Annotated in this window: 14 protein-coding genes; 8 read left to right on the top strand and 6 right to left on the bottom strand. The window is 34.7% G+C overall.

The window, feature by feature from the left end; translation table 11 throughout:
• The first annotated feature begins 19 nt into the window (after window positions 1-19).
• Window positions 20-1,375 carry a TrkH family potassium uptake protein gene (locus NSQ74_RS22185; protein ID WP_340826180.1) on the top strand — a complete coding sequence of 452 codons (1,356 nt, stop codon included), beginning with the start codon at window positions 20-22 and terminating at the stop codon, window positions 1,373-1,375.
• Between the two features lie 448 nt (window positions 1,376-1,823).
• Entirely contained in the window at window positions 1,824-1,982 is a 159-nt protein-coding gene (locus NSQ74_RS22180; protein ID WP_340826179.1) for a hypothetical protein, read from the top strand.
• A gap of 690 nt (window positions 1,983-2,672) precedes the next feature.
• Here NSQ74_RS22180 and NSQ74_RS22175 read toward each other — a convergent pair.
• The gene (locus tag NSQ74_RS22175) at window positions 2,673-4,412 is read right to left on the bottom strand and encodes a B12-binding domain-containing radical SAM protein (protein ID WP_340826178.1); all 1,740 of its coding nucleotides are present in this window, start codon (window positions 4,410-4,412) and stop codon (window positions 2,673-2,675) included.
• 310 nt (window positions 4,413-4,722) lie between these two features.
• Between NSQ74_RS22175 and NSQ74_RS22170 the strand changes: the two genes are divergently transcribed.
• Both NSQ74_RS22170 and NSQ74_RS22165 read left to right on the top strand, forming a co-directional pair.
• Window positions 4,723-6,090, top strand: coding sequence for a PAS domain-containing sensor histidine kinase (locus NSQ74_RS22170; protein WP_340826177.1), 1,368 nt, complete (start codon window positions 4,723-4,725; stop codon window positions 6,088-6,090).
• A gap of 109 nt (window positions 6,091-6,199) precedes the next feature.
• Window positions 6,200-6,649: a MarR family winged helix-turn-helix transcriptional regulator gene (locus NSQ74_RS22165; protein ID WP_340826176.1), complete on the top strand. Its 450-nt coding sequence runs from the start codon at window positions 6,200-6,202 to the stop codon at window positions 6,647-6,649.
• A 224-nt stretch (window positions 6,650-6,873) separates the two neighbouring features.
• On the opposite strand, the gene NSQ74_RS22160 is transcribed toward NSQ74_RS22165, so the two are convergent.
• The 3 genes from NSQ74_RS22160 to NSQ74_RS22150 form a co-directional block, all read right to left on the bottom strand.
• Window positions 6,874-7,545, bottom strand: coding sequence for a hypothetical protein (locus NSQ74_RS22160; protein ID WP_340826175.1), 672 nt, complete (start codon window positions 7,543-7,545; stop codon window positions 6,874-6,876).
• Between the two features lie 62 nt (window positions 7,546-7,607).
• Entirely contained in the window at window positions 7,608-8,225 is a 618-nt protein-coding gene (locus tag NSQ74_RS22155; RefSeq protein ID WP_340826173.1) for a CPBP family intramembrane glutamic endopeptidase, read from the bottom strand.
• 80 nt (window positions 8,226-8,305) lie between these two features.
• On the bottom strand, window positions 8,306-8,494 hold the full coding sequence (locus tag NSQ74_RS22150; protein WP_024362262.1) for a YkvS family protein: 189 nt from the start codon (window positions 8,492-8,494) through the stop codon (window positions 8,306-8,308).
• 126 nt (window positions 8,495-8,620) lie between these two features.
• On the opposite strand from NSQ74_RS22150, the gene NSQ74_RS22145 reads away from it, so the two are divergent.
• From NSQ74_RS22145 to NSQ74_RS22135, 3 genes are all read left to right on the top strand, one after another.
• Entirely contained in the window at window positions 8,621-8,809 is a 189-nt protein-coding gene (locus tag NSQ74_RS22145) for a hypothetical protein (RefSeq protein WP_340826169.1), read from the top strand.
• 94 nt (window positions 8,810-8,903) lie between these two features.
• Entirely contained in the window at window positions 8,904-9,098 is a 195-nt protein-coding gene (locus tag NSQ74_RS22140; protein WP_340826168.1) for an aspartyl-phosphate phosphatase Spo0E family protein, read from the top strand.
• Window positions 9,099-9,541: 443 nt separating this feature from the next.
• On the top strand, window positions 9,542-10,408 hold the full coding sequence (locus tag NSQ74_RS22135) for an NAD(P)-dependent oxidoreductase (RefSeq protein WP_340826167.1): 867 nt from the start codon (window positions 9,542-9,544) through the stop codon (window positions 10,406-10,408).
• 56 nt (window positions 10,409-10,464) lie between these two features.
• Here the strand turns inward: NSQ74_RS22135 and NSQ74_RS22130 are convergent, their stop codons facing one another.
• Together NSQ74_RS22130 and NSQ74_RS22125 are read right to left on the bottom strand one after the other, a co-directional pair.
• Complete coding sequence (locus tag NSQ74_RS22130) at window positions 10,465-10,752, bottom strand: hypothetical protein (protein ID WP_340826165.1); 288 nt, start codon at window positions 10,750-10,752, stop codon at window positions 10,465-10,467.
• Window positions 10,753-10,772: 20 nt separating this feature from the next.
• Entirely contained in the window at window positions 10,773-11,165 is a 393-nt protein-coding gene (locus NSQ74_RS22125) for a DoxX family protein (RefSeq protein WP_340826164.1), read from the bottom strand.
• Between the two features lie 154 nt (window positions 11,166-11,319).
• Between NSQ74_RS22125 and NSQ74_RS22120 the strand changes: the two genes are divergently transcribed.
• Window positions 11,320-11,640, top strand: coding sequence for a winged helix-turn-helix transcriptional regulator (locus tag NSQ74_RS22120; RefSeq protein WP_340826163.1), 321 nt, complete (start codon window positions 11,320-11,322; stop codon window positions 11,638-11,640).
• Window positions 11,641-11,645: the final 5 nt, after the last annotated feature.

Genomic DNA, 11,645 nt, shown 5'->3' with positions numbered 1-11,645 from the left:
AGTGGAAGGAGTTGATGAGGTGCCTTGGAAAAAATCATCTAATAAATTAATCACACCGTTTCAGGCACTAGTGTCTTATTATTTCATAGCAATAGCAATTTCCTTCCTATTGTTACGACTTCCCGGCGTTCATCAAGCGGGAGTAAAAGTGTCATTATTAGATAGCTTATTTACTGCAGTAAGTGCTGTAAGTGTAACCGGCTTAACAACGTTTAATATTTCAGAGACGTATACAACATTTGGGCTCGTCATGGTACTTGTTATTTTACAGCTCGGCGCGATTGGTATTATGTCACTGGGTACTTTTGTTTGGTTGCTTGTAGGGAAAAAAATTGGGATGCGTGAACGTCAGCTAATTATGATCGATCATAATCAGTATAATTTATCTGGTGTTGTCCAATTAATTCGAGAAATATTGAAAATTTTAATTGGCATAGAATTAGCAGGAGCTATTATTTTAACTGCGCATTTTACGAATTATTTCGATACATTTGAACAAGCGCTTATTCATGGTGTCTTTGCTTCTATATCAGCTACTACTAACGGTGGTTTTGATATTACTGGGATGAGTTTACTGCCATTTCATAATGATTATTTTGTTCAATTAATAACAATGGTGTTGATTGTGCTAGGAGCAATTGGCTTCCCGGTGCTAGTTGAGATAAAAACATTTTTACTTAATCGGCATGCTAATTTCCGTTTTAGCTTATTTACAAAAATAACGACAACTACTTATGCAATTTTATTTGTTGTAGGAGCGCTCGTTATTTTACTGCTCGAGTCTTTCCATTCATTTAAAGGGATGCCTTGGCATGAAGCGATCTTTTCCGCAATGTTCCATTCCATATCTACACGTTCAGCAGGACTTACAACATATGATGTAACATCCTTCAGTGAGGCGACAGATATTTTTATGAGCTTTTTAATGTTCATTGGTTCTTCTCCAAGCTCCGTTGGGGGCGGGATACGGACGACGACCTTCGCTATTGCGATATTATTTTTAATTACGTTTGCAAGGGGTAGAGAAGATATCCAAATTTTTGGACGTGAAATCCATTTAATCGATGTCTTCCGTGCGTTTGTCGTTATTTTAGTAGCTTGTTTTATGGTGTTAATGGCTACAATCATTTTACTAATTACAGAGCCACATGCGACACTTATACAAATCATTTTTGAAATTACATCTGCGTTCGGAACATGTGGAATGTCTTTAGGGATTACCTCAGATTTATCGGTCGTAGGTAAAATCATCATTATTATATTAATGTTCATAGGGCGAGTTGGTTTAATTTCCTTCCTGTATTCACTTGGTGGAGGCGGAAGAGGTAAAAAATCTAAATTCCATTACCCTAAAGAACGAGTTATTATTGGCTAAACATTTAGAAGCATAGATATAGAGGGTTTTAAGGGGGCAAATTATTCATTTGCCCCCTTTAAAATTGGAGTCAAATAATTTTATTTGCATAGGCATGGTGAGTCTTGTCCTAATATTCCATGTACATTTGCGTTACGGGTCGTACGGGAGCTTAAACCAAGATTGGGGGCGGAAAGCACCACCTGTAGTGGAAGTCAACAGTAGTGATCTAATGCTATACGCTGGTCGACAGTCAGAGGCAAACCTACGCTAATGGAAGAAAATACAATAGCAACATTTCTAAAAAAAAGTTTAGCTGGGTAAGTGTGCGGGTACATCTTATTAAGAGTGGAGAAAGAAAAATTACCACCTTGTACTAGAACTGAGGGACATCTAATACAGCTTTTTGAAAAGGATAGAAGCGGCGGTGAACCCAGTTACGAAAAAGAATCAAAAGGAGAACTTAACAATGACACTTACAAGCACAGCTAAACAAGAATTAAAGGACTTATTAAAAGAGACACATAAACGAGGTATTATGAAAATAGATCATAGTGATCGAGTAAGCAGTATGACAGATGGTGAAGCATTAGGTTTGCTCATTTCGGTAGTAAAACGTACTTTGTAATATTAAACAGAGCAAAATAGCTCCATGACACCTTGGCTTCTTTGTTCATTGTATTTAAGTTGCTATATTCAATTAGGAGAGGGAGTACTTTCACTGCAATATTATTTTTAAATTAGACAATAAAAGTGATTCTCCTTTATGACTTTCTTCTATTATATTGTATTTAATATTTTATATAAAAGAAGATGCTGGCAATTTTTCAGATAGAAGACCATGAAGTATGTTCATTTGCTTAACGAAAAATATAAAGAATACGAAACGATAATTCAATTTATTAGCTAAGAAATGATAGGTTATTTTAGGATATCTGACTGTTTTTTTGTGCAATTTAAAAGAATAAATATAGGTTTAGAAATCATTTAGAATAAGCATTTATTAGTCATACAGCAAATATGTTGAAGATATATCTAAAAATTTAGAAAATTTAACAAAATATTTCCTGATTAAAAATGTTGCTTATTGGGTAATAAGTTTTGGTTGCTCATAACTATATTTTAAGTAATTTGAACTAATAGTTTTAATGTGATTGTGAATCCATTACTAGCATTAAAAGTTAGTGGCAGTCGATAGAATTTGTAATTGCTTCGTAATACGAAGAATAGGGGATTAGTTAAAAAATCGAATTATTTTAGTTTCAAAAATAAAAAAACGCTATTCATTGAATAATTTCATGTGAATAGCGCTTTTTTATTAAACTGAATGGATTGTTGCAAAATACGGTTCTTGGCCGTGTCGGAAGTAGGTTAAAAGATAGCCGTTTTTTTGTACAATTTTGCCATTTGAGAAATTTTGATAATCCAAGTTATGTGGAATGATAAGTGTATGCTTGAACAGTTCTTTTTCAGTTAAATTCAAGTTGGCAAATTCATCTCCTGCAAGGTTAGGATTTTCACGTAGAGCTGTGTAAAGTGCCTTTTGTTGAACTTCAGTTGGGCGATCTTTCCACCATAATTTACGTGGTTGGAATTGCTGTGCCTTTAAATAATCAAGCTGCATTAAGCTTTGGATAATTTGTAAATTAGCACCTTCCACAGTTTCTAAAAACTCAAGTAAACGGCGGAACAAATCTTCTAGCTGATGACCAATACGAGACCAGCCCTTAGTCTCCCAGTAAGTTCCAAAGTTTTGGAAGAAATCAAATGGTGTCTCAAATACTTCTGTTACTAAATATTCGATTGTATGGTCCATCCGGTGAGCATTCCAATATTTCTCAAGTACATCTTCTGCATGTTTAATACGGACAATATCATCGAAGGTTAATACATTATTCGAAAAGATTTCATAAGGAGATAAATCTACATAGGTATAGCCAAACTTTTCAGCCTCCAAACGAAGACCTGTACCACGCAATAGCTTTAAGAAGCCTAGCTGTAATTCCTCAGGGCGCATAGCAAAAACATCATTAAATGTTTGTCGGAAGCTACTATAATCCTCTTCTGGTAGACCAGCAATTAAATCTAAATGTTGATCTATTTTTCCACCATTTTTGACCATTGTTACTGTACGCGTTAATTTTTCAAAGTTTTGACGACGTTGTACAAGTGTGTTTGTTAAATCGTTTGTAGATTGAACACCAATTTCAAAACGGAAAAGTCCTTTTGGGGCATTATCATTTAAAAATTGAATGACCTCGGGACGCATTATATCAGCAGTAATTTCAAACTGGAAGACTACGCCTGGCTTATGCTCATCTATTAAAAATTGAAACATTTCCATCGCATAGCTACGGCTAATATTAAATGTACGATCGACAAATTTAATAGTTCGCGCACCATTATTCATTAGATAACGAATATCTTCTTTTATACTTTCTCTATTGAAATAGCGTACGCCTACTTCAATAGAAGATAAGCAAAATTGACAGCTAAAAGGACAGCCTCGGCTTGTCTCAATATATTGAATTCGCTTGCTTAGATGTGGAAGGTCTTCTTCAAAACGAAAAGGACTCGGTAATTCTCGTAAGTCAATTTTAGGTGCTTGCGCGTGAATTCGAACTTTACCGTCCTCTAAGTAACAAATGCCTGGAACATCTTCTAAAGGTATTTCTCCATGCAAATGGCGTAGTAACTGCTTAAATGAAGTTTCCCCTTCGCCCATGACAATGAAATCAACTTCTTCAATTCGACGTAACCAATGATGGACATCGTATGATACTTCAGGTCCTCCCAGCAAAATTTTAACATTTGGACAAACTGTTTTTAACATTTTAATAACGTGTATTGTTTCTTCAATATTCCAAATATAGCAACTGAATCCTACGATATCGGGGTTTTTTTGAAATAAATCTGATACAATATTAAATGCAGGGTCTTTAATTGTGTATTCTGCAATTACTGGATTGTATTCAGGTAAAGCAGCACATTTTAAATAACGCAATGCTAAATTTGTGTGGATATACTTTGCGTTTAAAGTAGTTAAAATAGTATTCATGCATTAATCTTCCTTTCAACTTCTAATTGTAACAGTCAAGTAGCTGACAAACAATATAATCCTTTAGACCTATTTATTTTGTGAACGGTTCGTGAAATAATTTTAAATACTTAAATTTACTAAATTTTGTAATAATAGAATCGTACAGTCATAAAGTATAGTAAAGGCTCAAAATTCGAATGAGAGGTTTTTTACTCTTTTGAAAGGTTCGGTGAGAAAGTTGAAGCAAAATGATATAAATCAATGTTTTGGAAATCTTATGAAAAGTACTTCGTCACCAACACTTATTCTTAATAAATCAGGGAAAATTTTGAATTGTAATGAGGCAGCTATTAAACTTTTTAATCTTAATTCATCATTTAAAGGTTATATAACAATGGACGAGCCATCCAATATTAAATGGGCTAAGTTCGTTAAGGAACTACAATGTGAGTTAAGATCAGAAGAAATATTTAATATTCGTAAAAATAACAATGATCTAGAAATGATGTCCTTTAAATGTTTCTATGATCCAAACACAGAAGAAATAGTCGCACAGCTATCCACTATCAATAATGACAGAGCAATTGAATTGTATGTTAGTAAGGAACAGGAAAGATCACAATCCTTCAGTGCATATGATCATTTACCCTATGCTGTTATTGTGAGTGACGCGAGTGGGATTATTCTTGGTTTAAATAAATATGCAGAAATGTATTTAAAAATAGAAAAATCGCAGCTTCTTCATAAAGCGCATCAACATATATTTGATTCATTTACAATGAAGAATGGACAAATTACAACATATTTATCCAAATTGATGGGCGAAAAACATGCCATTATTCATGTCGTAGATGAAACACAAGTAAGTAGAACGTGCTATTACGAAATTTCAAGTGTTTTCGACGAATATAACAATATTATCGTCACTGTTATTAATGATGAAACTGAGAAAAAGCAGTTGCAGCATAAAGTAGAGCATCAGGAAGCATTGAATGTAGTTGGTCAAATGGCGGCAAGTATTGCACACGAGATTCGTAATCCATTAACTTCTTTAAAAGGCTTTACAGAGCTTTTAAAGCTGAATGCGGATGAGGAATCACGCATGTATTTATCTGTTATCGATAGTGAGTTACAACGGATGGAGCAAATTTTGTCTGAATTATTAGTATTGTCCAAGCCAACAAGTATGAAGGTAGAATTAATCGAATTAGATCATATTGTAAAACAAGTGATCGAATTTATGTTACCTGATGCCTTGATGAAAAAAATTATGATTCAATATATACCTTCAGCTACGGGAGTATTTATTGGTGGCAATGAAAATCGTTTAAAGCAAGTATTTATGAACCTAATTAAAAATGCGATGGAAGCTATGCATAATGGTGGCACAATTACGGTTGAAATGAATGTGATTGATTGTACGATTGTAGAGTTAATGATTAAAGATGAAGGCAGTGGAATGGATAGTAAAACAATCCAAAATCTATTCCAACCTTTTTATACGACGAAATCAACTGGGACAGGACTAGGCCTTGCTTTCGTGAAAAAGGTAATCGAAGAGCATGAAGGTGTAATAGGTGTTCAAAGTGAAGTGCAGAAGGGGACATGCTTCCATATGCAATTTCCAGTTTACACATTCAATCAGTTGGACCCGTTAGATGTTTCAGCGAAGGATTCTGCGTATTTAGTAACCTAAATACAGTGAAAATTATTTCAATAGTGCGCTATTATTGAATGCTTTTGACAATGCTTTTCAAAAGTCGCTATAATGACATGTATAAAGAGCGAATTGAGAGGACTAGGCTATGACGTCAGAAGAAGATTTAAAGCAAACTTTAAAATTATATATAGTATTATCCCGTGCCCATAAAGCAATAAATGAGATGACCAACCATTTTTTTCAAGAGAATGGTGTGAATCCTACTGAATTTGCAGTTTTAGAACTCCTTTATCATAAAGGGAGACAACCATTACAGCAAATCGGCAATAAAATATTACTTGCCAGTGGGTCTATTACGTATGTAATTGATAAGCTTGAAAAAAGAGGCTATCTTTTACGGGTTTCCTGTCCATCAGACCGTCGCGTTACCTATGCAGAAATTACCGCGGAAGGTGAAGCGTTTATGGGCGAATTATTTCCAAAGCATGAACAACATTTACATGAATTGATGAGTGCATTATCAGTCGAGGAAAAAGATCAAACGATAGGCTTATTAAAAAAATTAGGGCTATCAATTAAAGATTTGTCTTATTAAAAAGAGTTGTCTCAAATGGATTTTGAGGCGATTCTTTTTTCTATGCCTAAATATAGGATTTTAAAAAGGAACTTAACGTTGTTTTTGGTAAGGAATCGAATATAATAGCTATTTTTGCCTTTTAGGAAGCTTATTTAAGGGATTAACAATGCCACCCTATGTTTTTTGTTGGTGAATAAAAAAAGGCCTTAGAATGAATTCTAAGGCCTTTTAAACATTTGGTATTATTTTTTAGAAATAGTAGCTGCCATAGCAAGCATTGCAGCAGTTAAATCTTGTTCATCATTATCATGAATTGTTAATTTTGTAATGAGTCCATCTTTTTCAAATACTACGCCAATTACTTTTTCAGTATCAAAGTCTACAACATAGCCCTCAATATTTTTAATATCCTTAAATGCAGAAAGTTCTTCAGCCGATAATGCTACTGGTCCTCCAACTGCATTCATGTAGTCTTGCATAGATGTTTTAACTGCATCATAGCTTGTTTCAGAAGCATTTGTTGTTTCAATACGCATAAATACTTCATCATCAGCATTTGATACTAACATGTCTTTTCCTGGTTCTTCTTGAGAAAGAGTGAATTCAGGTAGTTGTTGGAATTTATAGCCCTGATCAACACTATCAGATTCAGTTGCTGTTTCCTTTTTGTCGACGCCTTTTTGAACGTATTTCACTTCTTGTTCTGGTTTAGCTTGTGTGTCTGTAGTTGCATCATTTGATGTAGGCGTTTCTTGCTTGTCATCGCCTGCAGTTTCATTCTCAGATGGTTGTTGTGAGTTCGCTGGTTCATTTTGTTCAGCATCTGATTGTTCTGTCTTATCCGAGGTATTACACCCCACGACAATAACAGCTGTTAGTAATAATGCAAGCATTGAAAATAATTTTTTTTGCATGAAAAGCCCTCCTTTTCTATATTAAACGCTAATAAAAGATAAAATGTTTCCAATTTTTTTTGTTATGATGTTAAAGGTAACACTAAAAACAATAGTAGAACAAAAACAACATGGGCCACAATAACTAAAGGCATACTCTTGCGCCATTCATAAATAAAGCCCCAAATTAGGCTTGTTACAAGAGCTGCGATTATACCTAGCTTAAAACCACTAAATGCAATCGAGATGGCACATAAAATTGCTGTTACAACAACTGCTAAGACAGGGCGCATAAAACGCTTCAATTGCTGTTGTACGTAGCCACGCCAAAATAGCTCTTCGCCAATGGCGACAATAAACACAAGTAAAATATAGTGCCAAATATTTTGTGGACCGTAAACAGTTAAAAACTTTTTCACTGTTACTACTAGCTGATCATTTATATATGGAGCGAGCCAATAACCAAAACGTATAATGCCATATGTGATTGTACCGTATCCTATGCCGAAAATTAGAAATTTCCAAGTAGGTAATTGATCTTCAATTGTACCTGAAAGAATAGCAATAGCTATACATACGAGCAGTGTAAATGCATATAGGTACCAAAATACAGCTGGATTAGCAAATGTGAAAGCAAGCATGCCATAAACGAATAATAAAGAAAGGAGAAGTATTATTGTTTGTTTCGAATTTGTTTGCATAATTCGACCTCCATACTTTAATTTTACCAAAAAAATAGTCCCTTATCATCTATTAAGATAAAAAGGGACTATTCAGAATATTAAGCTTCACTTGCATATAAGATTTTGTAACGTTTATGGTTGACGACCGTTTTCTCTTCAATTTCAAGGGAATCAAAATTCTCCATATATGTTAGATCAACGATCACCGAATTTTCATTTACTTTTTCAACAATACCTTGCAAACCATTTTTAAACTCGATAATATTTCCAACTTCAGCTATTTTCACAGACAGTCAGCTCCTTCATCGACTAATAATATACAGTTTGCATGAAAAAAAGGAAAACGTAAAGCTTTTTTTGAATAATTCATAATTTAATACACAAAATAAGGAAAGAGAAGGGAATAGAAAAAAATGGATCAATATGAAAATATGCTTAAACAATTACAGGAAGGAGAAATACAAAGTATCGAAATTACTAAAGATCAATTTTATGAGTTTCGTGAAGTACTAGTGAAACACCCCTTATTTAAACATTTTAGAGGTGAAGCAAAGCAAAATGGGATTATAATATACACTTATTTGGAAATTCCTAGAAGTTAATTTTGTCGAACATTGTCGTAACTTAATGCTGTAAGAAATGAAATATAAATGTATAATAATGGTATGATTATTTGTATGTTGGAGGGTTGTATGAATGGTCAATCTACTCTTGAAACAAATGGAACAAACTCGTGAGATGATGATTCGCTCTGGTGTTGAAAACGGGTTACAGAATGCAAAAACCATTCAACTGAGTCGCAGATTAGATCAGTTAATGAATACTTATTATAGACAGACAACATTGGAAGAAGAAGAAGATCAAGATGATTTGTTTCAGTATTCAGAGTAAAACTTTTTAGATTAGATGTTTAAAAATGCATTTACTGGGGAATAGTTAATATGAACACAGCAACATTCTCATTTCCCCCTTTAGAGCAGTGATTCCCATCACCTGCTCTCTTTTTTTTTGCTTATTCGGTATATATGCCATACATAATAAAGTTAGTACAAGTATTAAGAAGAATTTGAATTATTGAACTGATTCAACTACACTAAAAACACATCATAAGCTAAGCAAAAATTCTTTAAAGCGTAACTAATTTACAATGAGCGTAAGGAATAAATTGATTAGTTTTACTAAGTGAGTTAGTTTCATTCAATCGTGCGGAAGGCGGCTATTCCAACAAGAAGAGAAGCTTAGCGTGGGAAGTGGCTCGGTACTTGCCTGAAAAAGCGTCCGTCTATAGTGTAATGATGCGAATAAAATTGATTCAAGTAAAGGAGTTATTACATATGGGAAAAGAGCGTATTGCATTTATCGGTACAGGTGTTATGGGTGCTAGCATTATCAAACACTTATTGGAAAATGGCCATGAGGTGACAGTTTATACTCGCACAAAAGAAAAAGCAGAGCCGTTAATGGCATTAGGGGCTAGTTGGGCTAGTTCTCCAGCTGAAGCTTTTAAAGATAAGGATATAGCGCTAACGATGGTTGGTTATCCAACTGATGTTGAGGAAGTTTATTTTGGTGAACATGGTCTATTCAAAACTGCCCATGCTGGTAATATTGTTATCGATATGACTACATCTGAGCCAACTTTAGCGAAGAAGATTTATACACATGCTCAAACACTAGGAGTGGAAGCATTGGATGCCCCTGTTTCTGGTGGAGATGTTGGTGCTCAGAATGGCACATTGTCGATTATGGTTGGTGGGAACGAACATGCATTTAATCAAGTTGCACCAGTATTACAACAATTTGGTGCAAATATAGTTTACCAAGGTGAAGCAGGTGCAGGACAGCATGCAAAAATGTGTAATCAAATCGTTATTGCATCTGGGATGATTGGTGTATGTGAGTCGCTAGCATATGGCTTAAAGGCGGGCCTAGATTTAGCTACTGTTTTAAAATCTATTTCTTCAGGTGCTGCTGGTTCGTGGTCTTTAAGTAATTTAGCACCACGTATGATGAAGGAAGATTTTGCCCCAGGTTTTTATATTAAACATTTCGTAAAGGATATGAAAATTGCTTTAGATGAATCACAAAAAATGGGAATTTCTCTACCAGGGCTATCATTAGCTTATGAAATGTATGAAAAGCTAATTGCAGAAGGCTACGGTGACAACGGTACACAGGCTCTTCTAAAGTATTATCAATAGACAATTATAATTGAATTCATAGAAGCAAAAGAAGAAAAGTGTTAGATTGACTGCCATCAATCTAACACTTTTTTGCATGCCGTTTTGTTTGAGTGCCTGGCACTACCCTCCGACAATAAACTTAGTGAAATCGCCAGTAAAGATCCGAGAATCGCCCGTAAAGCAGGAGAAATCGCCAGTAAAGGTCCGAGAATCGCCCGTAAAGCAGGAGAAATCGCCAGTAAAGATCCGAGAATCGCCCGTAAAGCAGGAGAAATCGCCAGTAAAGGTCTGAGAATCGCCCGCAAAGCAGGAGAAATCGCCACAAAAGATCCGTAAATCGCCCGTAAACGTTTGAAAAGCATCCTCCATCGCAGACGATTCTCTACTCTTTACTAAAAAGTTGAGAATCTAAGGAGAAGCTAGATGCTCCTGCAAGAGCAAAGTAGAGTGCTATAGCACCTAATGCTAGGTCAAGCTCATAACCAGCCAGTCCATCCGCTCCGATAAAACCAATGCTAAGCTTTGCTGTAAAGATAGCAACAATCATTGTAATTGTCAGTAAAGTACCAAAAATTCTTGTTGCTAAGCCTAAAATAAGAGCAGCTCCGCCAACTAATTCAATAACCGCAACGATATATGCCATAAAACCTGGTATACCTAGACTATCAAAGAAGTCAGCAGTGTAGCTGATTCCGCCTTGGAATTTTTGGAAACCGTGCACCGTAAAAATAATGCCGAGAACGACACGTAAAATAGTTGAACCAATGTTTTGCATAATGTAATTACTCCTTTTTCTTTAACTTACATTTCGTAACTTAGTTTATTTTTAAAAACAACTTTTGTCAAGTAACTAAGTTGATTTTAAGAACTGATTTTTAAAAAGTGATATAATCTTTTAATAAGAACTAGTAATAATGGAGGGGAGTAAATTGAATCAAAAAAATATTTGTCCACGATTTGAAAAGGCACTTATGCTATTGAATCATCGTTGGAATACTTTGCTTATTTATCAGCTACTTGACGGTCCACAACGATTTTCAACCATTAAAAATCAGTTGAATATTAGTAGTCGTGTGTTAACAGAGCGACTAAAGGAGTTAGAGATCGAAGAAATTGTTTTACGTACCGTGATTCCTTCTACACCAGTCGTTATTGAATATGAGCTTACAGAAAAAGGATATGCAATCACACCCGTGCTAAAAGCAATAGAACAATGGTCTAATAAATGGGTAACTATTACTGAGGAATAATAAAA

The organism is Lysinibacillus sp. FSL W8-0992, assembly GCF_038008685.1.
Taxonomy (GTDB): Bacteria; Bacillota; Bacilli; order Bacillales_A; family Planococcaceae; genus Lysinibacillus.
The sequence above is the reverse complement of the archived record's forward strand: the minus strand, read 5'-3'. Positions and strand labels throughout refer to the sequence as shown.

Coding starts and splice junctions, on each gene's coding strand:
- NSQ74_RS22135 (WP_340826167.1), top strand. CDS start 9,542: ATGGGAAAAGAGCGTATTGCATTTATCGGTACAGGTGTTATGGGTGCT.
- NSQ74_RS22140 (WP_340826168.1), top strand. CDS start 8,904: ATGGTCAATCTACTCTTGAAACAAATGGAACAAACTCGTGAGATGATG.
- NSQ74_RS22155 (WP_340826173.1), bottom strand. CDS start 8,225: ATGCAAACAAATTCGAAACAAACAATAATACTTCTCCTTTCTTTATTA.
- NSQ74_RS22165 (WP_340826176.1), top strand. CDS start 6,200: ATGACGTCAGAAGAAGATTTAAAGCAAACTTTAAAATTATATATAGTA.
- NSQ74_RS22175 (WP_340826178.1), bottom strand. CDS start 4,412: ATGAATACTATTTTAACTACTTTAAACGCAAAGTATATCCACACAAAT.
- NSQ74_RS22130 (WP_340826165.1), bottom strand. CDS start 10,752: ATGCTTTTCAAACGTTTACGGGCGATTTACGGATCTTTTGTGGCGATT.
- NSQ74_RS22145 (WP_340826169.1), top strand. CDS start 8,621: ATGGATCAATATGAAAATATGCTTAAACAATTACAGGAAGGAGAAATA.
- NSQ74_RS22180 (WP_340826179.1), top strand. CDS start 1,824: ATGACACTTACAAGCACAGCTAAACAAGAATTAAAGGACTTATTAAAA.
- NSQ74_RS22125 (WP_340826164.1), bottom strand. CDS start 11,165: ATGCAAAACATTGGTTCAACTATTTTACGTGTCGTTCTCGGCATTATT.
- NSQ74_RS22160 (WP_340826175.1), bottom strand. CDS start 7,545: ATGCAAAAAAAATTATTTTCAATGCTTGCATTATTACTAACAGCTGTT.